Source organism: Veillonellaceae bacterium (assembly GCA_025992895.1).
Lineage (GTDB): Bacteria > Bacillota > Negativicutes > Veillonellales > Dialisteraceae > Dialister.
In genome coordinates, this window is record DAJPGA010000001.1 from 384975 (window position 1) to 409286 (window position 24312).

The following is a 24312-nucleotide window of genomic DNA, read 5'->3' on the forward strand; positions in this document are numbered from 1 at the left end:
AAAATGTTAAATGGTGTTATGCTAGTGGAGGAAGCGTCTGTTATCTGGAAAGTAAATTATAAGACTTTGATGCAGTGTATAAAAGGCAGTCCACTCAAGCCTCTGCATTTTGATAGGAGTGAATGCGAGTGGATTCGCTGTATGTGGTTTGTAACGAAACAAGGAATGGAGCGCTTGTTTGGACCTATGCCGCTTATCGATGCTTCAACTGCGCTTATGCTTGTGAGACTGTCGAATTCTGTTTGCATGTTATTATCAATTCCATATTATGAGGAATTGGAAGACGAAATTTTATTTTTCCCTAAGACATATGGGGGAGGTCCTTATGCAGTAGACAGACATACAGGAAGAGTAAGAATGAAATTCGAGCCATGGGATTCGGATGTGAAACATGAATTGAGAGATACTGAAGAGCTTGATGCTTTGGAGTTTGAAATTTTACTGGAACCCATTATCGGAGAACGGAGAGAAAAAGCAAAGAAAGTTTGGAAAGAACATTTAGATCGAGCGTATCCGAAAGAGGAAAAGGGCTTTTTCGGAAGGCTTTTGGATAAATTGAAATGATGGGAAATAGCTGAAGGTCACTGCTTTTTAGCAGCGGCCTTTTTTGTAAGGGAAAAGCGGACGACCGAGCGGGGCTCGAAAAACCTTACAACCGCGATGGAATCGCGGGGAACTACTGTATTCCCGGTCTCCGACCGGACCTTCTCCTTCGGAGCAAGGTTAACACCCTTAAACCTCGCTTTGCTCGATAAAACACCATAAAACCTCGCTGCGCTCGTGGAACCTTTTTAGATTTTAAAGACCGATGAATAATCAACCCTATCCGTCCGGCATCAGTAATTGGGCCGGACACCTTCCCCGTCTGGGAAGGTCAACACCTTTAAACCAGCCTGCGGCTGAGGGAAAACCTTACAACCAAGGCTTCGCCTTGAGGGAAATGAACTTCATCCGTCGGCTCCGCCGCCACCTTCCTCTACGAGGCAAGGTCAAACACCCTTAAACCGAACTTCGTTCGCGGGAAATGAGAAAACCATACAACCGAGCTGCGCTCGAGGGAACCTTTTTAGATTTTAAAGACCGATGAATAATCAACCCTATCCGTCCGGCATCAGTATTGAGGCCGGGCACCTTCCCCGTCTGGGAAGGCGAGTACTCGCTGCGCTTGCCCATTTCCCCCACGAGAAAACCCCTCTGCTTGGCAGCAAAGGGGCTCTCCCGGTCAATCACGATGTCTATTTAATTATATCACAAGGGGTCTGGCGGATGACGGGTTAGTTTTCGTTGGACATGTGTGTTTTGTCGAAGAAGAGGAAGCAGAGGGAGACGATCATGGCTACTACGGTGGCGAGGCCCATGCCTTTGAGCTGGATGGGGCCGATGCCTACGGTGGCGCCGGAGAGGCCGCTGATCATGGTGACTGCTGTCAGGATGAGGTTTCTGGATTTGGTGTAGTCGACTTTCTTTTCGATGAGCATGCGGATGCCGGATGCTGCGATGAAGCCGAAGAGGAGGATGCAGACGCCGCCCATGACGGGGGTGGGGATGGCGTGGATGATGGCTGCTATTTTTCCGATGAAGGAGAAGATGATGGCGAAGACGGCTGCGCCTCCGATGACCCAGGTGCTGTAGACGCCGGTCATGGCCATGACGCCCATGTTTTCACCGTAGGTGGTGTTCGGGGTGGAGCCGACGAAGCCGGAGATCATGTTGGAGAGGCCGTCTGCGAAGAGGGATCTGTGGAGGCCCGGGTCTTTGATGAGGTCGCGGCCTACGATGTCGCTGGTGACGAAGAGGTGGCCCAGGTGTTCGGCGAATACGACGAAGATGGCCGGGAGGATCATCATGATGGCGGAGAAGTTGAAGGCCGGTGCATAGAAGGTCGGCGGTGCGAACCATGCGACTTCTTCGATGTGGGTGAAGTCAACGACGCCCATGGCAATGGAGAGGAGGTAGCCGGCGATGACGCCGATCAGGATCGGGATGATGGCGATGAATCCGCGGCCAAGGACGGTGGCGAGGATGGTGACGATCAGGGTGAACATGGAAATGATGATGGCAGTCGAGGAGCTCATGCCCTGGGGGTCTCCGATGAAGCCTGACATGCTCATGGCAAGCGGGGCGAGTTCAAGGCCGATGATGGCTACGATGGAGCCCATGGCTGCCGGAGGGAAGAGGACGTCTATCCATTCGACGCCTGCTTTCTTGACGATGAAGGCGAGGAGCATGAAGCACAGGCCGAAGGCGATGAAGCCTCCCTGCGCGTCTGCGTATGACATGCCTGCGGTCGAGGTGACGGCGAGGACTGGCGAGATGAAAGCGAAGGAGGAGCCGAGGTAGGCCGGAAGTCTCCATTTGCAGATGGTGAGGTAAATCAGTGTGCCGATGCCGTTCATGAAAAGGCAGGTCGCGGGGTCGACGTTCAAGAGGAACGGGACGAGGACGGTCGAACCGAACATGGCAAATAGGTGCTGCAGGCTGAGTGGAATGGTAGGAAGCAGAGGCAGCCTCTCATCTACTTCTATGATGTGTTTTTCCATGAATAGATCCCTCCGTCAGGAATACTGGCTCAGAAAAAAGGAGGCCTTCAGTGTGATCTGAAGAGCCTCCTTCCGTGTTTTCTAAGCGACTGTAAAATTTTATCCCAACTATCTTATACTTTTTCCACTTGGATTGCAAGACCTTTTTATGGAAATGAAATTAGAAAGGGATTAGAAGCGGTACTGCATGCCGACTTCATAGCTTCTTCCAGGAGCTGCATACCAGGTGCCGGCCGGTCCGTAGCTGGAAGAGGAAGAGCCGATGTTCGTGTAGAACTGGTCGAAGACGTTGTTCACGCGGGCATAGATGGTAGCTTCCTTGGTGACTTTGTAATCAGCGCCGATGTCCCATACCCAGAAGCTGGAGTAATCTTTCATCGTTTTGCTGTCACTGACTCCGTATGCGTTCTTTGTAGATGTATAGCGGTCCATGACGCCGCGGCCGTTGATGTATGCATCGAATTTCTTATCGGTGTAATTCAGGCCGATATTGAGTTCATGCTTCGGTATGTAGACACGGGACAGGTTTCTGATGTCTCCATCGAAGTAGCTGTAGCCCAGGGTACCGGAGAGATGATCGGAGAATTTCTTCGTGAGGGACATGTTCACGCCGGTATTGATGGTCTTTCCAGTGTTGACGTAGGTGCCATTCCAGTTTGCATCAGACTGGTAAGCAATGAGGTTCTTGGCAAACTGGCGGTATACGCTGATATTTCCGGACAGGGTGTCATCGAAGATATGGTTGGCGCCGAGTTCGACGGTGTAGCCTTCTTCCGGATCGAGGTCAGGATTGCCCTTGGTGACCATGCCGTACATGTCGCTGTAGTAGTAGAGCTGCATGAGGCTCGGTGCGTTGAAGAATTTCTTGTAGCTTGCATAGTAGTTCGTGTTGTCGCTGACCTTGTAGCCGACGGTAAGGCTCGGTGTGGTGTGGGTGCCATAGGAAGTATTGTTTTCGACGCGTACGCCAGGGGTGATGTTCCAGCGGTCATTGATGTCCCACTTATCCTGTACGTAGAAGCCAAGGTTTGTCGCATGCTTGCCCTGCATAGCCGGGTTTTCCGCGTAGAAGGGGATAGAATCCTGATAGAGGTCGAAGCCGCCGGTGATGGTCTGGCCTTCCATGGTGTAGGTGAGCTGATCGGAAATGCCGCGTGTCTTGAGGCGGATGTCTGTAGTACCGGAGGTGCCTGCATTATTGTAGTCGTCCTGGAGATGATAACGGTTCTGGTACATGGAGAGGCGGTTGGTCAGGCGGTCATTGATGCGTGCATCATACTGGAGTGCGATGCGGTTATTGTCCCTCTTGCCAAGATCTCTCGTTGGGTCATTGGATCCATAGTCAGGACGGGTGTAGTCGGACTTGTATTTTTCATAGGATAATGTGACGGAAGAGTCATTGCCCAGGTCATAGCCGATCTTGCCTGCGAAGGATTCTGCATTGAGATGGTTGACGACATGGCGGCCCCAGCCGTCCTTGAAATTGCCCTGGATCTGTTTATTCGCTTCGATGGACCAGAAGAAGCCGTCCTTATTTCCTTCGTTGTAAAGGCCGTACTTCTCGCCGTCAAAGCTTGCGCGGGAGAGGTCGAGGGTCGTATGGACTTCGCCTTCCTTCGCTTTCTTCGTGATGATGTTGATGACGCCGCCGGCAGCATCGGAGCCGTAGAGCGTGGAAGCAGAGCCCTTCAGGACTTCAATATGATCGACCGAATCCATATTGGTCAGAGTGCCCAGCTGAGAATGAGTGCCCATGAGGCCGTTCGTGTTGACGCGCATGCCGTCGACCATGACGACGACGTTGGTGGATCCGTTGATGATGATCGGATCGGAGAAATAGGTCTGGCTGGAAGAGCCTCTGGTGGAAATGACGACGCCCGGTACCTGCTTCACAGCATCGGCAACGGTCTTGTAATGGTTGTCTTCGATGTCCTTGGCGGTGACGACGGCGATGTCAGCGTTCGAATCGATGACCTTTTCCGGTTCACGGTTGGCCGTGACGACGACCTGGTCCAAGGTGTAGACCGGCATGTCCTCTGCATGGACGGTCATGGCTCCTCCTGCTGCGCAAAGAGCGGCCAGCGATGCTGCGATGTACTTCTTTTTCATAAAATCCTCCCTGTGTTTTCCCTTTCAAAGGGGCTTTAAAATAGCCCGGCAGGACACGCGTCTGTCGGTCGCAGAGAGACGCATCCCAGCGGGATGTAACGCACGAAAAGGCAGTTCTTCTGACTTCGCTTCCCTGCTTTCCCCGCCTTCCCGGATTTCTCCAGTGGCATATCGGGGTCTGCTCAGCGTTACAGCGGCGGGACCGTGGCGGAATCGGAGCTCTTCCCTGATCTCCTCACCGCGCTTCTCTATTATCCTTATAAGGGGATTCTAACCTTTAAGGACCTTTTCCTGTGTGCATATTGAAATTGCTAAAAATATTATACTCGAGTACCATATAAAATAAAAGAATTAACAAATAAAATTTTAAGAAATAAGGAAAAAATTATTAATAAAGAAAGGCGCAAGTTCTCATTATGTGTTATTCTGTGTACAATAAAAGCTGAATGAAGAGAGGAGGACTTATGAAAAAGAAAATCATGGCAGGGGCAGCGCTCCTTCTGGCGGCTTCGATTCTTCTCGGCGGCTGCAGTGTCAAGAGTGTCAGTTCGGACACGGGCGCCGGATACACGGTGACGGATGCGACGGGCCGGGAGGTGAAGATCCCGAAGAAACCGGAGCGCATCATGGGCAACAGCGCTTCGATCGATACGATGCTCCTTGGCGTCGTCACGCCGGACAAGCTGATCGCCGCGACAGAAGCGGACAGAGATCCTGTCATTTCCTATATCGCCAATGACACGAAGAATATCAAGATGACGGTGCCGCTCATGGGGCTCTCGATGGAACTTGTGACGGAGGCCAAGCCGGATCTCATCATCGCTTCCACGTACACGAAGGGCGAGGAGCTCGATCTGTACCGGAGCATGGGCATCCCTGTCGTTGTCATCAAGGGGCCGCATTCGATTGAAGAAGTAGAGAGCGACATCCGCATCATTGCTGCTGCCACGAAGGAAAAGGACAGGGGCGAGAAGGTCATCGCGAAAATGGATGAAATGCTCGCCGAATCGGACAAACGCCTGTCCGAGGAACATGGAAAGAAGCCCGTCGTCTTCCTCGTTTCCCAGATGACACGCTACGGCGGACCGGGGTCCATGTTCAATGCGCTCCTGACCCGTGCAAGGATCGAGAATGCCATCGCTCTTGCAGGCATTTCAAACGGCCAGATGATTTCCCCGGAACAGATTGTGAAGGTCGATCCGGACATGTTCTTCGTTTCGACGGACCGCGAATCTGACACGACGGGAGCCTCCCGCTACCGCGACAGTTTCCTCGCCAATCCCGCGATTGCGAATATGAGAGCGGCCAAACATATCGTCCCGGTCGATGACCGCTACATTTACGCCGCGTCCCAGAACGCCGTCTATGCCGTAAGGGCGCTGGCAAATGCTGCCTACGGCCCGATTTTCGATATGTCGGGCGAGAAGCAGATCCGCGGCTACTGACCGTCTCTTTTCCAGGGTTTATAATGAAGAAAATGAACCAGGAAGGAAGGGGACATTATGGAAAAATATAATAAGGAAAGACTCGCCCGCGCGGCTGAGGCAGTGAGGAAATCAGGTCTTTCCCAGATTATCGTTTCAGATGCGGCAGCGCTCTGGTACCTGACGGAAGAGGAAATCCATCCAGGTGAGCGCCTGACCGTGCTCGTTATCCCGGCAGGCTCCGATCCGTACTGGGTGAGGAACCGTCTTTTCCCGCTGAAGAGCAGTGATATCGCTGACCATCCTTTCGAGGACGGCGAGGACGGCATCGGACTTCTGGCCAGCCTTCTTGCAGATGGCAGGACAGGGGTCGACGGCGTATGGCACTCGGCCTTTCTCCTCGACCTGATGGGAAGGGAAGGAAATCGGACATTCGTGAACGGCTCGCCGCTCATCGACGCTCTCCGCGCCGTGAAGGATGAGGAGGAAATCCGCCGCATGAAGGCAGCCTCCCTCATCAATGACCGCGCTGTCCGCCGCATCCGGGATTTCCTCTACCCGGGCGTGACGGAAAAGGAATGCGCCGAAGAGCTCCGGAGAATTTACAAGGAAGAGGGCGCTGAGGGCTTTTCCTTCCCGCCGATCGTTTCCTTCGGTGCGCACGGCGCCGATCCGCACCATTCGCCCGACGACACGAAGCTTACCCCAGGCGACTCCGTCCTCTTTGACATTGGCTGCAAGAAAGACCATTACTGCTCCGATATGACAAGGACGTATTTCACGGGAGAGCCGACCGAAGAAGAGAAGAAAGTCCATGACACCGTGAGGGAAGCGGGCCTTCGTGCGGAAGCGCTGATCCGCCCGGGCGTCCCTCTGAAGGACATCGACAAGGCGGCCAGAGACTGCATCGCAGAAGCTGGCTACGGTCCTTACTTCACGCACCGCCTCGGCCATTTCATCGGCATCAGAGAGCATGAAGCAGGCGAAGTCAGCCCGAATTCTCCGCTTATTGCCAAGCCCGGCATGATTTTTTCCATTGAACCGGGCATTTACCTTCCGGGCCGTTTCGGCGTCCGGATTGAAAACCTCGTCCTCGTCACGGAGGACGGATGTGAACTGCTGAACCACGAAGACCGCGGCTGGAAAGCCGATCTCCGTGATGGAAAGTGAGATAAAACATGATAAAAATCAGAACGACTGCCATCGGGGAAGGAAGGCCGAAAGTCTGCATTCCCCTCGTTTCAGACAGCACTGAGCTCCTGGCTATGGAGTGCAAGGATCTTTCCGGCACGCCCTTCGACCTTCTCGAGTGGCGCGTCGACTACCTGGCAGCGAGTCAGAATTTCAAGATGGAAAGGGACCTGAAGGAAGGGTATGAAGCGATAAGAAGCATATTTCCCGATGTGCCGGTCCTCACAACCATCAGAAGCGAACCGCAGGGAGGCGCCCGCGATTTCACGGAGGCCGAATACATCGACATGCTTTCCCTCATCACGAAAGAGCATCTGGGTGATGCCGTCGATATAGAGTACGGCCAGGAAGTCTTTGACACCTACGAAATGATCAGCGAAGCCAAGCGCGCCGACATGCCCGTCGTCATGAGCTGGCACTCCTTCGGAAGGGTGATGGGTGTCCGTGAAATCATCGACGTCATCGAAAACATGCAGGCCATGGACGCAGATATCCTGAAAGTCGCCACCATCGTCGAAAAGCCGAAGGATGCGTCCCTCATCATGTACGCCGCCGCCGAAGCGCAGGAAGAATTCCCGGACAATCCCGTCATCGTCATCGGCATGGGGAAAAACGGCGTCCTGACGCGCACCGCAGGCAATTTCCTTGGCGCACCGCTCACCTTCGCCTCCGGCAAGAAGCCCTCTGCGCCCGGCCAGATTTCTGCGGCCGACATGGACAAAGTGCTGGATATCCTCTACGGGAAGTACTGGAAATAGGAAATTCGCGGATTTCGGAGAAATTCGATTGTTCCTCCTTCTTTTTGGAGTATAATGAAAGAAAATTTCCTAGTAGTGTAGTAAGGAGGATGACCTATGTCCCTGAAAGAATTTAAACTCGCCTACGGCCACGGCACACAGTCCGTCATGCTGCCGGAAGAACATATCTCTGACGTCCTCGAAGGCGTACCGACGCCTGCCTGCGACGTGAAAGAAGCCACCATCGAATGCATGCGTCATCCGATCGCTTCCGAGCCACTCCGCGACCTCGTGAAGAAAGGCGACAAAGTATGCCTCGTCGTCGCTGACATCACCCGCGCATGGAACCGCGCTTCCGAATTCACCGTCCACGTCGTCAACGAACTGAACGACGCCGGCATTCCGGACGACGACATCTACATCGTCTTCGCACAGGGCACCCACCGCGTCCACACCGACGAGGAAAACGTCACCTGCGTAGGCGAGGAAGTCGCTTCCCGCATCAAAATGTACCAACACGTCTCCACTGACAAATCCATGCTGACCCATGTCGGCACCACGACAAGAGGTACCGACGTATGGATCGATACCCGCGTCGTCGAAGCGGACAAAGTCATCCTCATCAACGCCATCTCCACCCACGACATGGCAGGCTTTGGCGGCGGAAGGAAACTCATCCTCCCGGGCGTAGCCGGCTTCGAAACCGTCCAGCAGAACCACTGCCACGCATTGGGACCCACCGTCGGAAGCGGCCTCAACCCGGACGCAGCCCTCCTCAAGATCGCAGGAAACCCCGTCTCCGAAGACATGCAGGAAGCCTGCGACATGGTCGCACCATGCTTCCTCGTTCACTCCGTCATCAATGCGGAAGGACAGATCTCCTCCATGGTCGGCGGCGCCCCCTACAAAGCATGGCTCGAAGGCACCCGTGAAATCTACCGTATGCAGAAAGTACCGATGAAAGCCCAGACCGACGTCACCATCGTCTCCGCAGGCGGCTACCCGAAAGACACCAACCTCTACCAGGGCACCAAGTGCTACACCACCGCCGAAATTGCCACCAAGAAAGGCGGCATCATCATCACCATGATCGAAGCCGAAGACGTCCAGGAACCACCGGCCTACCTCGGCAGCTTCAAATACAAGAACCTCACAGAAATGGAAGAAGGCCTCAGAGCCTGCTTCACCATCCCCTTCTTCGTCGCCTTCGAAAACCTCATCACAGCCATGACACACACCGTCTACATCGTCACAAGGCCCGAGAACTTCGACATCCTCCGCGAAAGAACCCACCAGATCCCGGTCGCAACCGTCGAAGAAGCATGGGAACTCGCCAAGAAACAGCTCGCTGAAGAAGGAAAAACGGATTACACCATCAACGTCATCCCCCAGGGAAGCGCCATCGTGCCATACGTAGAAGAATGAAGAAAGAAAGCAAGAGACAATTAAAAAAGAATTAAAAAGAGGAGCCATTGGAAATGAGCAGTCATTCCAATGGCTCCTTTTGCGTGGGTCTCGCCTTCCCAGACGGGGAAGGTGCCTATATAAGTTCAAAACAAATTTGCTTTGGATTTTTTCATTTCACATCGCAAGCTGCCCCCAACGGAGGGAAGTGCCCGAAGGGCGAAAGGGGTGCAGTTTCTAAAAAGGGGCGGATAGGGTTGATTATTCATTGGGCTTTAAAATCTAAAAAGGTTCCGACGAGCGAAGCGAGGTTTTGTGGTTCTACTCGCCTTCCCAGACGGGGAAGGGGGACCGCTTTGCGGTGGATAGGGTTGATTACCGACAAACGTTAGTCTGGTTGTATGGTTTTCTCCACTCACTCCCTCAAATCCTTACAATTTCTCTCTCGCATTTTCCCACGTAGTCATCGCTCCAGTCTTCTTCGAATTCGCTGACAGGGTTGAATTGGTCTGCGAGATTGGTTCCTCTACGGATCGAGATCATTTCGGAGAACCATATGTTTTTCTCGAAGGAGATTTCCTGTCCGTTCTGTAGGAGGAAGATAATGCCGCGGGTGACTTGTACGTCGTAGGTTTTCTCGCCAAGATGGAAAAGTTCCTGATGCTCGTTGACGATCTGGATTTCCTGAATGATTTCTTCGACGGGAATGTTTGTCATGTCTGTGTTCATGAGCCTGGAGGGCATATCACCGGTGGAGGGGGAGAGCCGGAACATGGCGACGTCTTCGAGGGCGCCGAAGTAATCGGCCACTTCGATGGTGCTCGTCAGTGCGTATGCGCCGCGGCTGGTTATGATTTCTGCGATGCCATAGGTGGAAGATGGCAGGGCCTCGGCATCGGAGCGGATGCTCTTGAGAACGCTGCCTTTCAGGTTCTGCAGCATGGCCATGGTCTCTGCGTCAAAGCGCATGTCGTATGTTTTCATTATTTCCCTTCTTTCCTTTTTCCTTTACTATACTCTATTTCCCCCACAAAAAAATCCCGCAATCGCGGGATGATTTATTCGCTTACAGCATATTCTTTTTCCAGAGGACGACGGTGACGGCGACGGTGACGGCTACGCCGAGGAGTGTGACTTCTACGAAGCCGAAGGGCGAGCTTTCGAAGGGGACGGGGACGTTGATACCCCAGAGGGAGTAAATCAAGGTCGGGGTCGCGAGGATGATTGTGACCGAGGTCAGGAATTTCATGATCTGGGACAGGCGGTTGGAGATGATGGAGGAGAAGGAGTCCATCATGGACATCAGAATGTTCGTGTAGATCTCGGCCATTTCCAATGCCTGCTTATTCTCGATGATGACGTCTTCGAGGAGGTCTTCATCTTCCTCGTACATCTTGAGGAGGGAGTGAAGAGGGCTGTTCCTTAGGCGCATCAGGCGTTCCATGACGTTTTCATTCGCATGAAGGGCGAAGTTGAAGTACGTCAGAGATTTCTGGAGTTCGAGGAGGCGGAAGAGTTCCTTGTTCTGCAAAGATTTGCGGACCTGGGTCTCGATGACGTCGGTCTGTTTGTAGATCTGCTGCAGGTAGAACAGGAAGGAAGAGGATGCCTGGGAGAGGATCTGGAAGAGGAAACGTGTCTTCTTGTAGGTCCTGAAGGATGTGAAAGTGTTCCCGAGGAATTTCTTCACGACGAGGTTCTGCTCGAGGCACACCGTGATGAAGTAATTCTTCGTGATGAAGATGCCGAGCGGCAGTGCGTCGTAGGCATCGGTCTCAAGGACGACTGGCGTATTCACGACGACGAAGATGTAATCGTCTTCGAGCTCGACGTGGGAACGTTCTTCACGGTCGAGGGCGGTCTGCAGGGAATCGACCGGGATCCCGGTCAGTTCATTCAGCTGCGAGAGTTCTTCCTGGCTGGGGGCGGCGCAATTGATCCACGAGCCCTTATCGAGCTGCTCCAGTGACATTTCTGCGAGTACATTATTCTCATCATGCTTAAAGGCTTGTATCATTTTTCCGCCCTCCTTTCGTCTTCTCTTACTATAGTCAGAAATGGGGATTCTGTCAAACATAGAAACGGTGAAATTGCAAGAATTGATGCGGTCTGGCGGGCTTTGGAGAATGGACGCTTTTTTGACGAAATCTTGACAAATTTCAGGAAATTTGAACGTATTCCGCCCGGCTTGAGGAAATGAAAAAGAGCCGCAGCAATTCCGCAAATGTCGTCTGCCCTTTCCCGAGCGCCTTTGACCTTGCCCTGGAAGGGAAGGTGCGCCGTATACCAGTCGACATCAGCGGTAGCAACACAAATGTCTCATAAGTTAGTGTACGGGGCGGATGAGTTGCATTTCCTCAAGGCAAAGCCTTGGTTATATGGTTTTTAGGGTTCATTGTCACGAGCGTAGCTATATAAGTTTAAGACAAATAAGAACTGAGTTCTTTTGTTTCTCATCGCAGAGCTGCCCCCAACGGAGGGAAGTGCCCGAAGGGCGAAAGGGGTGCAGTTTCTAAAGAGGCGAAGCATCATCGCTCAGGGTGTTGACCTTCCCAGACGGGGAAGGGTGTATGGTAGGGAAAGGGGTACGAAAGGTCCAAAACAAATCCGATTGGAAATCTTTTCTTTATTCCCTGTGAAGCTGCCTCCTTCGGGGGAAGTGGCCATTATACCAATGATTGCATATAAAATCATGGAAGTGTTTGCAGTATTTCATAATGGCCGAAAGGGGTGCAGTAATAAGTAAAGCATATTCCTTTTCGTGGCGGTTAGGGTTGATTACCAACAGCCGCAGGCTGGTTGTATGGTTTTTCATCCCCCTCCCTCACCAAAAAAGATGTGAGACCCTTTCGGATCTCACACCTTTTTTTAATTTCCTTATTTATCAGCGAGGAATGGAACGATGGATGCGCAGTGCGGCATGACGTTGATGGTGTAATCGGTCTTGCCTTCTTTTTCCAGCTGATTCTGAGCGAGTGCCCATGCTTCTTCGACCGTTGCTACCGGGATCTGGTTCGTCTTGCGGATCGCTTCGAAGTTTTCCGGCTTCGTGACGAGGTAAATCGTGTAGCGGTGGGTCATGCAGAAGAGGTTGAATGCGACGAAGAATGGAATGGTGAAATGATGGCGCAGAGCTCTTTCCATGTCAGCTTCTGTTTCATACTGGAAGCTGTTCAGGTATGCCGGCGGTTCCTGGATGTCGCTGGCTTCCATGATGGCGATGATGATGCCGCCGTCCTTGACTGCGACGTCAGCCGGATCATAGCACTTGCTGCCCTGGTAGAGGGATACGTCCTTCGGGTATCCGCCAGCGCATGCGAAGCCTACATCGGCTTCCTGCTTCATCGGGACCTTCTGGATGCGGTATACGAGCTTGGTGCCTTCGAGCCATGCTTCGTAAGGATCGCCGCCGACCATGCGGCAGATCTGGCCGTCTGCATTCACGATGGAATGAACGAGGAAGCACGGTTTGATCATATCGGAAGCTTCCTGCATATCATCGGAAACCGGGTTGTGATCGAGGAGCGTGGAACGGGTAGCCGGATTGATGCCGCTGCCGAATTCAGCGCCCAGCGCATTGCAGTGGTTGATCTGAATGGATTCATCACCGGCAACGCCCGGGAGAATCAGCTTTCTGCCGCCGCTGTAGCCTGCGAAGAGGTGGGTGGTGATGCCGTCGACGACGATGACCTTGTCAGCATCGACTGCATGCTTATTGATCCAGACAGGAGTGCCCAGCTTCGTATCGCCGACATGGACGAGTTCGTCCTTGTTCTTGCAGTCATGCTGGTACAACTTGATACGGGAAGCGACTTCCTTGCCTACGACGCGGATATCTTCCTCCGGCGTCTGCGCTCTGTGAGTGCCCTGCGCGAAGAGGATGCAGATATCGCTGTCCGGGATTTCTGCACGGTTCAGTTCATTGACGATATGGATGACGAACTGATCGGAATGATTCCATGTACGGGTAATATCAGCGCATACAATGCAGACTTTGTCGCCCTTTCTGACGATTTCCTGCAGCGGGCGGCTGCCGATCGGATGGCGCATGCATTCCAGTGTGGCTTCTTCCACGTCACAAGCGGGCGTAGGATTTCCTTCAAGAACATCGGAAATGTGTTCTTCAGGGAGCATGACTTTCTGAGTAGTTTGGCCGAAGCCGAATTCGAATTCTTTTAATGCCATAGGGACTCCTCCTTTTCTAAGCGCAGGGGTCCGGTTTCAAACGAAAAGGGACTGCGCATATGCGCGGCACATGCCGTAAAACATATAGATGTATAACAATTATAGCATGATTTCCCTTGAAATCATCTGATTTTTTCCACTTTACTTTGGTAACGTAAAGAAACAGGACATATTGTCCATAAACCACGAAATACAAGGAAGAATCGCCAATAAAAGTGCAACACATTCGCGGGAAAAGGTTCCAAAACTCGTCTCTTGCCGCTAATACTTGCCTTCCCAGACGGGGAAGGGCGTATGGGATGGGGTACAAAAGGTCAAAAACAAATCAGCTTTGAAATCTTTTCTTTATTCCTTGCGAAGCTGCCCCCAACGGAGGGAAGTGCCCGAAGGGCGAAAGGGGTGAAGTTAATAAGTAAAGGGATAGGGTTGATTACCTCGAGCGAAGCGAGGTTTAAGGGTGTTAACCTTGCTCCGAAAGGAGAAGGTGGGAAATTTTTGCATTTTAAAATTTCTCGGATGAGTTGCATTTCACTCGAGCGCAGCGAGGTTTAGCTGCCCCCGTTAGGGGAAAGTGGCTCGCATGCGCCGAAAGGGGTTCATTGCTCTTTTTCGTCGAACGAAGTTCGGTTTAAGGGTGTTAACCTTGCTCCGAAGGAGAAGGTGGTGCGGATTTGTTAATACAGACAAATAAATATCATAAAAAATCTAATCGTACTTTAATCTTAATCATGCAGCCATTGGAGCTGCGTTGAATACTTCCATTGGAGCTAAAAGATGTAATTTGCGCTGAATGCGTTTGTTGTTGTAGAAGTAGATGTAGCCGTTGATCATGCTTACCACTGCTTTACGGCTGGTGAATTTACGTGTGTAGTAACGTTCGCGCTTCAGCATTCCCCAGAACCCTTCCATCAGACCGTTGTCTGCACAGCAGCCTACACGGGACATGCTGTGAACCAGTCCTGCTTTTTCAACAATCTTATGGAATCCGTTGCTTGTATACTGGAATCCGCGGTCGGTATGAATCATTGGATGTTCTCCAGGATTCTCTTTAAGTGCCTTTTCCATTGTCTCAAAAGCCAGTGCAGTATTGTTCCTGTCGCCGATGACATAAGAGACAATCCGGCGATCATGGCCGTCAATAATCGCGCTTAAATATAACTTGTGCAAAACTCCATCAGCAGTTGTGTACTTGAATTCAGTGACATCCGTCATCCATCTTGCATTGGACACGCCGGCATCAAAGTCACGGTTCAGCAGGTTTTCAAAAATGTACTTTGGATCCTTTGCGTTACGAGTGCAACCATCGGTCTTGTACTTGATCACGGACTTAATATTAAGTATCCGCATGATACGAAGAACCAGACTGTCGCTTACATTTATATTGATGTTGTCATCCTTCTTGATCCAATCGTTAATCCGGCGGTATCCCATATCCGGATATTCCTGATGGGTTTTCATGACCTCCTGTGCGACCTTTTCTCTCAGCAGTTCACGGCCGCTCTTAATATGATTCAGCCATCCGTAATAAGCTGCCCGGGAGACCTTTGAGAGTCGGCAGAGACTTTCTATGGAGATGTTGGTTTCTTCATGGACTTCTTTTATGGCTTTAAAATCTCTGAGAAGGTGAGTAAGGCTGAATCCTTCGAGGAACGCAACCTTTCCTCTATCTCCATCTTTTTTTTTAGCAGGGCAATCTCTGCTATAAGATCCTTCTGTTCTTCAAGAAGTCTGGCATTCTCCTGACGCAGCTGTTCTTCTTCGGTCCGGGGCGTTTGGAGCCTGATCGGCTTTCCTCTGTAATCCTCAAGACCAACTTCGCCCATTTCCTTGAACTTTTTTACCCATGTGTAGAGCGTTTGGTAGGACATGTTGTACTTCTTGGCTATCTTGTTATAATCGCATCCACTGGCGATGCACTCCTGAACGATTCTGACTCGCTCTTCCTTGACCGATTGCTGGCGTTTGCCCATAAGATCTCCTCCTTCAGAAACGAGGTCTGTCAACTTATGCTCATTATACGCCTCAATCCATGTTTTAAGGGAGAGTGTGCCGGAAATTCTGTATTTGGCACAGACGGAAAGCATGGAAACACCGCCTTTAAGATATTCCTTTACGGCCTGGATCTTCATCTGATTGGAGTAGTAAGACAAATGCTGCCTGGGCCGCAATCCCTTAAAGCCCTCCTCTTTATACCGGAGGACCCATTTCCTGAATGTTATGCGGCTCATATGAAGATTTTCAGCTGCCTGGGTAATCGTAACACCCTGATAGAGATATGAAGCAATCTGGTCTAACATTTCCTCCGGGGACGCTTTGGTTTTACATGGCATAAGAATGACCTCCTAATATATTTATGATATTATTCTGTCTTTCTTGTTGAATCATACCAAAGGTGGGAAATTTTTGCATTTTAAAATTTCTCGGATGAGATGTAGTTCCACAGCCGACAGGCTGGTTTAAAGGTATTTAAGGGGTTAATTTCCCTCGAGCTAGGCTCGGTTGTATGGTTTTTATCGAGCAACGCGAGGTTTAAAGGTGTTAACCTTGCTCCGAAAGGAGAAGGTGTCAGCGTAGCTGACGGATACAGTAGTTATCGAGCAAAGCGAGGTTTTGAGGTTTTCAGATAGAACCAATAAATACATTTGTTAGATAATCCTTTAATGGAATATTCCAATAGAAAAAGGAGCTGCAACAAAATGATTACACATTTTGTCACAGCCCCTTTTACTATAGCTGAAACAGATTTAATTTCCTTATCGCTCCCTCATCAGGCGTGTTAGAACCAGGTGCGTACGATGAACCAGGCGAGGGTCATGATGACGATGGAGCAGAAGACGGCTCCGGTCAGGGGACGGACGCCTTCGCGCAGGATGACGCCGAAGTTCACGTTGAGACCCAGAGCGGCCATGGCCATGCCGAGGATGATGTAGGCTGCTTTGACGAGGACCGGGACGGCCAGACTGACGGCGGGGATGTAGGAGCCGATGGCGCTTGCTATGATGAATCCACCCATGAACCAGGGGATGGGAATCTTGAATTTTGCGTTCGTGTCGCCGGATCTGCGGCGTTCACGCCATGCTTCGAAGGTCCCGAGGATGAGAGCGACAGGGGCGAGGAGGAGTACGCGGGAGAGTTTGGCGATGATGGCACTGTCTGTACCGACCGCGCCGGCACTGCCTCCTGCGGCTACAGCATGCGCGATTTCATGAAGACTCAGGCCTGCCATTACGCCAAACTGGGCATTGGAGAATCCCAGGAAAGGCTGCAGGAAGACGATGATGAGAGTAAAGACCGTGCCGAGAATCGCAACGATCGCGACGGCGAGGACAGACTGATCGGCCTTCGCTTTGATGGCACCGGAAATGCCCATGACAGCGGCAGCGCCGCAGATACTGTCACCGCAGGCCGTCAGGAGGGCCAGCGTGTGATCGACGCGCAGCAGACGGGCCACCACATAATTGAGCGTGATCATAATGGTGACGACGAAGACAGCCGCCTCGAGGCTCTTCAGCCCGGCGCTCATGAGGATGACCAGGTTCAGTTTGAACCCCAGGAGAATAATGCCGGCGCGAAGAAATTTGTTCGCAATGAATCCCGTGCTTTCCCGCGCCATCTTAGTGATGGACTGGCTGAACTGGATGACCATGCCCAGAATAAGGGCCAGAACGAGATGACCGATCAGAGAAAGACCGGGCAGACCGGCCAGCGCCTGGCCGATAAAAGAACAGGCCAGCGTGAGAACGAGGCCGATGACAGCGTTGCGCTTATTGGCAAAAGGGAATACGTGCATATGAGAGCTCCTTACGTGAAATTTTGACATGAGTTAAGAATACCCTAAGACTTTCCCTTCATAAAATACTAAGATATAATGAAACCAATAAGCTTTTACCTATGGAAGAGAGGAGCCCGCACTATGACCTTTCGACACCTCAAGATTTTTCTCACAGTCTGCGAAACGATGAATATGACAAAAGCAGCCGGGGAGCTGCACATCAGCCAGCCATCCATCACGCAGGCTATCCACGAGCTGGAAGACCACTACGGCATCCTTCTCTTCAAACGCACGGGACGGAAAATCCTTCTGACACCGGCAGGCCGCCATCTGGAGAAATTTGCCAGTGAAATCCTTTCCCTGCAGCAGCAGGCAGAATCAAGCATGCATGCCTTGCAAAAGCAAATGCCTATATGGATTGGCGCCAGCATCACCATTGGCGACGTATTCCTCGTCGACCTCCTGCAGCACGCGCGCCAGCTTTGGCCGGATCTGGAAATCCTCTCCGCTGTCCATAATACCGAAGAACTCGAGCAGATGCTCCTCGACGACAAAATCGACCTCGCCCTCGTCGAAGGCCGCCTCACCTCGACCCAGCTGACGACAGAACCCATCCTGACAGACACAATGACACTCATTGCAGCCCCCGAAAGCGAATGGGCCGGCAAAGACATCAAAACCGCAAGAGATACCGATTATCTCCCCTTCTTCGTCCGTGAAAAAGGAAGCGGCACGCGCGAACTGTTTGAACAAGTCATGCGCGAGCACCACATACCCTACCACGTCATCGGCGTATATAACAACTCAACAGCCATCAAGAACGCCGTCATGGCGAACCTGGGACTTTCCTTCCTCTCCAAGACCCTCGTACGCCAGGAAATAGCTGGCGGCCAGCTCGTAGAAGTCCCCTTAGACGGACTCGAATGCAACCGCATCTTCCGCATCGCCTACCGCAAAGACAAAGACCTCACACCCTCCATGCAGGCCCTGATCGAAGAATGCAAGCACAGCCACGAATGGCTGCATAAAAAGATATAAGGAAATAAAAAAATCCAGCGCCTTCCATTCTCAGCCCCTCGCGGGGCTCTTTTTTTCGTGCGGAAGGCAGAACTCGCTTCGCTCGCCGTACAGAGTCCGGACTTTTGAGAGCGGGGCAAGAAATTGCCTTTCCAGACGGAGAAGGATGCCTTTGACCTTGCCCTGGAAGGGAAGGTGCCCGACCTCAAATTCTGATGTCGGGCGGATGAGTTGCATTTCCTCAAGGCAAAGCCTTGGCTTTAGAAATGGTTAATTTCCTAGCCTGCAAGGCGGCTGTATGGTTTTAATCATCTTTTCTCTGTCCAATCCATTCTCCCAATCAAAAAAGACAGCTCGCTGATGAGACTGTCTTTTTTATTCATCTTACGGTAAAAATCCGGCTTTAGTACGGCATGAATTTCTCAGATGGAACAATCTTTTATTCTTCCCTGAAATGATAGCCTTCGTCCGTTAGAACGTTTCGAATTGCGTCGAAAACATCTTTTGTGAGTATCCGGTTGAAATTATTAGGAAGAACCCGGCATGTTTCCGGCCAGCTGTACAGTCTTAGGAAATTAAGTTCCCTCGGCGGAAGCAGGTATTCCAAATGGACGTGAACAAGTGAGCCATCTATAGAATACCTGATTGACGGCAGCTTTCCGGATGATGCAAGAAGAGCACAGGAAAGTGCCCTGTAATTATGCGACTCCACCTGCCACTCCGGTAGCGGGCTGACTTCAAGGCCTTTACTGGTATAACGATAGAGATGATATGACTGCGGCTCCATCGTCTTGGAACGGAGGATGGAAATTCGCCCGTCTCTGTGAGGAGTGTTAATCCAGTAACCATTGCGGAATGGCTGGCCTAAACGAAGGTATTCCGGCGTGAAATACATTAAAGGTGCCCATTTCCAGGCAGCGGACGACAGGGTATTTTCCCATACAGTCTTCAGATTATCCTGGGGAAGGCCAAACATATCTTTCACGTTCTTTATACACTCGGCTTTATCAGGGGAGCTCGGTAATCTTTCTTGTATGGAATAGAAGCCCAGACCGGATACACAGGAAATATTGTCGATCCCGATGCCTCTTTGAAAACATACATGATCGAGAATTTCTTCATGCTTCATGGACGGAATGACATGGTAACGCTGATGATAGACGATGCCGGCATCGAGAAACTGGTCGTAGATTTCATCTTCAAGCGTGTTGAGCCGCGAGTTTCTTTCTACTGTTAACGGATCCTCTGTGGTCATAGGCAGACTGTCAGCGAAATCAGGAAATAGCGCTTTGTAATCCTTAAGTATACGTCGAACTCTTTTTTTCAGGTGAACAATGGAAACATTTCCTTCGTCATCCCAGAGAGAGGCATACGCCATCAAGCCGCAGATGCTGTATATCACTCGGGATTTCCAATTAACTTCCGATTCCTCCGTTCCCCTGAGGATGTGGTATTTATTAGCTGCAGATTCAAGCAGCCCTTCATACTCATTCATTCAATAGCTCCTAATACTTTAGACATTTTTCAAATAAGTAAATTAATCTGTATTCCGGCGGCGATAAATACTCAGTAATTTTTGATAAGCTTTCCCATTGATACGGCCTTTTTTTATGCATGCCCGTATCCATTGGCAGATATACGGATAACGTCCCATGCCAAGGAGGATATTTCGCAGGCTGGGCGGAATCGGGATCGCGTGGCCGGTTTTGCTGGTCAATTGCTGGAGAAGTTTTCTTTCCTCCTCAGCATTCTTGATGGCAGAATTCTGTTTTCGGATAGGTTCCTTAGAATCCGGGGTAGTCTTCTTTTGTGTACTCTTGTCCAAATTGGAAGGATTTGGTTTCCGGGGTTCAGACGGCGCCGGAGATTTCGGTTTCTTTTCGATTGCTGGCGAAGGTGCAGGGGCAGTTTTCTTCGTGTTTACGTAGAAAGGAATATAAATTTTTGGATATCTTGAGGAAGCCGGGGGAATAGGGGACTTTATTCCTGCACGGGATGGTTCCGCAGCAACAGGTGTTGGAGCAGGTTTTTCAACAGGCCTTTTAGCAGGCTTAATATTATTGTCCGGGATTTTAACGGTCCTTTCGGTCCTTTTTGCCCTTTCGTCCTTTTCTTTAAAGTGAAGCTGCCAGATCGTATCAAGGCCGATAGATACACGGACGGTAGAGCCATAGGCAAGATTGTCTACAACAGCAGATTCATTAGCGCTAAGCTTCTGCTTTTCTACGGCTTGTCCGGGGCGGCTGATGGTAATTTCCCCGTCATAGCGGGATTCAATATACAGTTTCTTTCCGAGTGGCAGCGCAGTTCTTTCCCCGGGCCGTATCACTGCGCCTTTGGAATTAGTGACGGAGATTTCCGGACGGATTCCCTCCATAGTAAGCGCTTTATTCACGAAATACCGATCCTGCAAAGCCTGCGTACGTCCCGCATAAATTAATTGCTGTCTGTCTAAACAGTGTGTTTTATACAGCGCTATTTCCGCTGGGGTCTTGCCGAGTTTGCGCACACTGGACTCAGGGAGGGTACTTACTGTAGTGGCATTTCCCCTGATGAGCAGGTACATGTTTGGTTCGTGATGTATGATGCTGGAGTCATTCTCAACGAAAATCGGCCATATCGGTTGAAGCGAGACAGGGCGTTCCGTAAGACGGCAATGAAGATCAAGGAAAAATCGAATAGCTTCCTCATTGAATGTATTAGCAGAGACGGTGGAGAGGATCCATTTTTCCCCTCCCAAAATTATTGAAGCAATATTTTTAACCGTAATGCTGCGAGAGCTTTTGGGCGGGAAACTTCGCTTTAAAAGATAGTACTCCCATCCGACTTTTACGTCGGCATCATAGGAGAGCCTTCTCCCGCTACCTTTATTAAACAAAGTCCCTTCATGATCAATGCCGCGGACCTCTGATGACCAGAAGGTAGATAATGCCTTATATAATTCATTGTTTCCATTTTTGAAACTGATCTTGTAGGAGTCAAATATGCGCTGGTTCCATAAAGGGAAATAGGTGATGTGCTTATTGAGAAGCTGATTACTCTTTATCTCTATAGGCCGCATCAGTTCATTCACCGCTGGCTGTATGAGAATACTGAAATTCTTTTTGCGAAGCTCTTCAGGAATATGGAAAAATCCCATTTCCAGCCGGAAAGAAGTATGAGATCTATTGAGAAAAGAAATACGGATTGGCAAATTATGACTTTGGAGTTTGTAGACATAGGGGTTGCCAGGGCCGAATGTGCGCTCAGGACAATTCTTATCGTCCTCTTCAAGGCTGTGCTTGAAATGGCGTATCTTTTTATTGCCTTTCGTAAGAATGACATACTGACCGCATAAATCGCACATGAAAAGACCGCTGTCAGCATGGACCGTCCCATAAGGATAGAGCTTGGAAGCTTCTTCCGCCGTGATACTTTTCCAGCCGTGTCCATTCCACCGACAGACATGCGTCAGCGAAGGCTCATTTCCCCTAACCGCCATTCTATGCAACCTCCCCTTTAGTCATAGATTGGATTCATCCAGTGCGCATAGAAATATTAATATTTGATATTCCAATACTTGCAGAATGCGCAATAAAGTATCTTATTTTGTAAATATAACTAACAAAATTATATTTTATAAACGAAAGAATATCAATAAAAACAGGCATAAGCCATGCTCACTTTTGCCTATCTGACAAAAGAAATCAAAGGAATTGAGAAGAAGGGGGAGGTGAATAAAACTATCGCGGAGGGAAAACACCATACGACTGGAATTCGTTCGTGGGAATGCCATTTTGATGTGTGAAGGCAGACTTCGCTTTGGCCGCCATCCAAGGTCCGGGCTTTTTTAGAATGATAATGTGGCATGCGATCGTAGAGCTGACTTCGAAACATACACGTTGCAAGATTTTCCTTGGTATAATAAAAGAAATCTGGCGGAAATGGTATTCATGAGGAAGAGGTGGCATGGATGAGCGATGAACAGGTGCCAAATGCGGGAGAGGAATATGCTCTGAAAGAGTACTTCATTAAGTACATGAAAGAAATAAAAGGATTGTCTGAAGCATCGATTAAGCATTATATGGGTGCGCTCGACACGGTAATCAGTAGGTATTTGAAAGAAAAAGGGCTTGTCAATCATTCCATCTTTGAAATTAAATCCTTGAAACATTTACTTGATGTGCAAGAAATTCTGAAAAAAGATCCTGACTTTGTAGCGCTTAATGAAAAAGGTCATAGGATGTATCGCAGCGGACTCCAGAGTTATATAGATTTTGCCCGTGGTCAATGGTTTGATTCACATAAAGATGAAGATACAAAAGTGGAGCTTTCAAAACTTGACGAACCCATACCAAGAGAAAAATATCACTATGAGATAACTAGTGAAAGGTACAGGAGATCCCCTATTATTAAGCATCAGGTCCTTAAAGCAGAACACTACCTTTGTGAAGTCGATCATCATCATGAGACATTCATCGTAAACAATACAAATCACGCGTACATGGAAGGCCATCATGTAATTCCGCTGAGCCATCAAAAGCAATTCAAGTACAGCCTTGATATTTATGCCAACGTCATCTGCCTTTGTCCAATCTGCCACAGGCTTCTTCATTATGGAAGAATGAGTGACAGAGAAAAGATATTAGATCAGATTTATGGAGAGAGAAGTGAACGCTTGGCAAAGAGCGGCCTGGATATCAGCAGGAAAGATTTCTTCGATTTGGCAGAGAGCAGATAAATAAGGAGTTTCAAAATAGTTCACGAAAATAGAAATGTAATAGTGATCCCTTATTCCCTGCTATAATGAGAATAAATAAGTCTTTCGGAGATATCGAGTGCTTTTATTGGGGGGGGGAACGGCATCGGGAGTGATAGAGATGGCAGCTCATGGAAAAACAATACAATTATTTCTAATGGATGGCGAAGCGACGGGGCGGATTAAATGTACGCTGGCAAACTGGACGGGCATCGCCTACAAGATTCCAAGAATCATGCTTGAGCAGTGCAAAGACCGCAAGGATCTCAAGCAGAGCGGCGTCTATTTCTTGTTTGGAGACTCAGAGAAAGAAGATAAAGAAAAGGCGGTTTACGTTGGCCAGGCGATAGTACGAAAAAACGGGGAGGGACTTCTCAATCGCTTGCAGGAACATCGGCGTAATCCGGACGAAGATTACTGGAATGAAGCTGTCGCTATTACCACTTCAAACAATATACTGGGAGCAACAGAAATCAGCTATCTTGAGCATCGATTCTGTGAACTTGCCACCAAGGCAAAGCGGTATGAAGTGATCAATAAAGATGATCCCAATATCGGCAATCCTACCGAAGAAAAAGAAAGCGAAATGGAAGAATTTATCGATTACGCCAAAATCGTTATGGGTGCATTAGGGTATAAATTATTCGAACCTTACGATAAACAGGAAAATGAACAGGAAGATCCAGAACCAAAACCAGATGAAGAACCGTTGCTGTATTTGGACAGGAAGATTACGGATGTAGGGGAAGTACATGCGGTCGGCAGGCAGACGAATGAAGGCTTTGTCGTTTTACAGGGAAGTCATATTTCGTGTGTATATGATGATACAATCCCTAAATCACTTAAGAAAATCAAAGACGAAACGGTTCTTGATGAGGGAGGAAATTTGAAGGAGGACCATCTATTCAGCAGTCCTTCTTACGCCGCTATGTTCGTTATTGGTAAAAGTGCAGATGGACTGCTAAGTTGGAAGAACGAAGATAAAGTTACACTTAAGGATCTCGAGGAAAAAGCATCGGAAGAAACAACAGAGTAATAAAAGAATAATAAAAAGAAAGAGCAGCATCTCAGAAAATCAAGATGCTGCTCTTTTTGCGTGTGGTTGTACGGTTTACACTTCTTCATCTTTCTCCAGCATTCTCATGAAACTCTCATCTATTACTCATTACTCCCTGGTATAATTAGATCTAGGAAA

General features: G+C 49.8%; 18 protein-coding genes and 1 riboswitch. Of the genes, 8 read left to right on the forward strand and 10 right to left on the reverse strand.

Annotated elements, in window-relative coordinates; all coding sequences use genetic code 11:
• Window positions 1-3: 3 nt before the first annotated feature.
• Complete coding sequence (locus OIM03_01440) at window positions 4-564, forward strand: helix-turn-helix domain-containing protein (GenBank protein ID HJI72942.1); 561 nt, start codon at window positions 4-6, stop codon at window positions 562-564.
• Window positions 565-1274: 710 nt separating this feature from the next.
• Here OIM03_01440 and uraA read toward each other — a convergent pair.
• Together uraA and OIM03_01450 are read right to left on the reverse strand one after the other, a co-directional pair.
• The gene (uraA, locus tag OIM03_01445) at window positions 1275-2540 is read right to left on the reverse strand and encodes a uracil permease (protein HJI72943.1); all 1266 of its coding nucleotides are present in this window, start codon (window positions 2538-2540) and stop codon (window positions 1275-1277) included.
• Window positions 2541-2711: 171 nt separating this feature from the next.
• Window positions 2712-4649 (reverse strand): TonB-dependent receptor, encoded by a 1938-nt coding sequence (locus OIM03_01450; protein ID HJI72944.1) that lies wholly within the window; start codon window positions 4647-4649, stop codon window positions 2712-2714.
• A gap of 91 nt (window positions 4650-4740) precedes the next feature.
• Window positions 4741-4953, reverse strand: a riboswitch (cobalamin riboswitch).
• A gap of 160 nt (window positions 4954-5113) precedes the next feature.
• On the opposite strand from OIM03_01450, the gene OIM03_01455 reads away from it, so the two are divergent.
• The 4 genes from OIM03_01455 to larA (OIM03_01470) all read left to right on the forward strand — a co-directional run bounded on the left by OIM03_01455 (window position 5114) and on the right by larA (OIM03_01470) (window position 9426).
• A complete protein-coding gene (locus OIM03_01455) occupies window positions 5114-6094 on the forward strand; it encodes an ABC transporter substrate-binding protein (GenBank protein ID HJI72945.1) in 981 nt (326 codons plus the stop codon).
• A gap of 57 nt (window positions 6095-6151) precedes the next feature.
• Window positions 6152-7243: a Xaa-Pro peptidase family protein gene (locus OIM03_01460; protein ID HJI72946.1), complete on the forward strand. Its 1092-nt coding sequence runs from the start codon at window positions 6152-6154 to the stop codon at window positions 7241-7243.
• An 8-nt stretch (window positions 7244-7251) separates the two neighbouring features.
• The gene (gene aroD, locus OIM03_01465; protein ID HJI72947.1) at window positions 7252-8022 is read left to right on the forward strand and encodes a type I 3-dehydroquinate dehydratase; all 771 of its coding nucleotides are present in this window, start codon (window positions 7252-7254) and stop codon (window positions 8020-8022) included.
• A 96-nt stretch (window positions 8023-8118) separates the two neighbouring features.
• A complete protein-coding gene (gene larA / locus OIM03_01470) occupies window positions 8119-9426 on the forward strand; it encodes a nickel-dependent lactate racemase (protein HJI72948.1) in 1308 nt (435 codons plus the stop codon).
• Between the two features lie 402 nt (window positions 9427-9828).
• Here the strand turns inward: larA (OIM03_01470) and OIM03_01475 are convergent, their stop codons facing one another.
• The 6 genes from OIM03_01475 to OIM03_01500 form a co-directional block, all read right to left on the reverse strand.
• Window positions 9829-10389, reverse strand: coding sequence for a hypothetical protein (locus OIM03_01475; protein HJI72949.1), 561 nt, complete (start codon window positions 10387-10389; stop codon window positions 9829-9831).
• A gap of 82 nt (window positions 10390-10471) precedes the next feature.
• Window positions 10472-11422: a magnesium transporter CorA family protein gene (locus OIM03_01480; GenBank protein ID HJI72950.1), complete on the reverse strand. Its 951-nt coding sequence runs from the start codon at window positions 11420-11422 to the stop codon at window positions 10472-10474.
• Between the two features lie 860 nt (window positions 11423-12282).
• Window positions 12283-13590 carry a nickel-dependent lactate racemase gene (gene larA, locus OIM03_01485; GenBank protein HJI72951.1) on the reverse strand — a complete coding sequence of 436 codons (1308 nt, stop codon included), beginning with the start codon at window positions 13588-13590 and terminating at the stop codon, window positions 12283-12285.
• A 726-nt stretch (window positions 13591-14316) separates the two neighbouring features.
• The gene (locus tag OIM03_01490) at window positions 14317-15159 is read right to left on the reverse strand and encodes an IS3 family transposase (GenBank protein ID HJI72952.1); all 843 of its coding nucleotides are present in this window, start codon (window positions 15157-15159) and stop codon (window positions 14317-14319) included.
• 29 nt (window positions 15160-15188) lie between these two features.
• Complete coding sequence (locus OIM03_01495) at window positions 15189-15887, reverse strand: helix-turn-helix domain-containing protein (protein ID HJI72953.1); 699 nt, start codon at window positions 15885-15887, stop codon at window positions 15189-15191.
• A 479-nt stretch (window positions 15888-16366) separates the two neighbouring features.
• Window positions 16367-17380, reverse strand: coding sequence for a putative sulfate exporter family transporter (locus OIM03_01500; GenBank protein HJI72954.1), 1014 nt, complete (start codon window positions 17378-17380; stop codon window positions 16367-16369).
• A gap of 123 nt (window positions 17381-17503) precedes the next feature.
• On the opposite strand from OIM03_01500, the gene OIM03_01505 reads away from it, so the two are divergent.
• Window positions 17504-18400 carry a LysR family transcriptional regulator gene (locus tag OIM03_01505; protein HJI72955.1) on the forward strand — a complete coding sequence of 299 codons (897 nt, stop codon included), beginning with the start codon at window positions 17504-17506 and terminating at the stop codon, window positions 18398-18400.
• 418 nt (window positions 18401-18818) lie between these two features.
• On the opposite strand, the gene OIM03_01510 is transcribed toward OIM03_01505, so the two are convergent.
• Together OIM03_01510 and OIM03_01515 are read right to left on the reverse strand one after the other, a co-directional pair.
• A complete protein-coding gene (locus OIM03_01510) occupies window positions 18819-19874 on the reverse strand; it encodes a hypothetical protein (GenBank protein HJI72956.1) in 1056 nt (351 codons plus the stop codon).
• Between the two features lie 42 nt (window positions 19875-19916).
• Complete coding sequence (locus tag OIM03_01515; GenBank protein HJI72957.1) at window positions 19917-21860, reverse strand: hypothetical protein; 1944 nt, start codon at window positions 21858-21860, stop codon at window positions 19917-19919.
• A 471-nt stretch (window positions 21861-22331) separates the two neighbouring features.
• On the opposite strand from OIM03_01515, the gene OIM03_01520 reads away from it, so the two are divergent.
• Entirely contained in the window at window positions 22332-23099 is a 768-nt protein-coding gene (locus OIM03_01520) for a hypothetical protein (protein ID HJI72958.1), read from the forward strand.
• Between the two features lie 139 nt (window positions 23100-23238).
• Entirely contained in the window at window positions 23239-24153 is a 915-nt protein-coding gene (locus OIM03_01525) for a GIY-YIG nuclease family protein (protein ID HJI72959.1), read from the forward strand.
• Window positions 24154-24312: the final 159 nt, after the last annotated feature.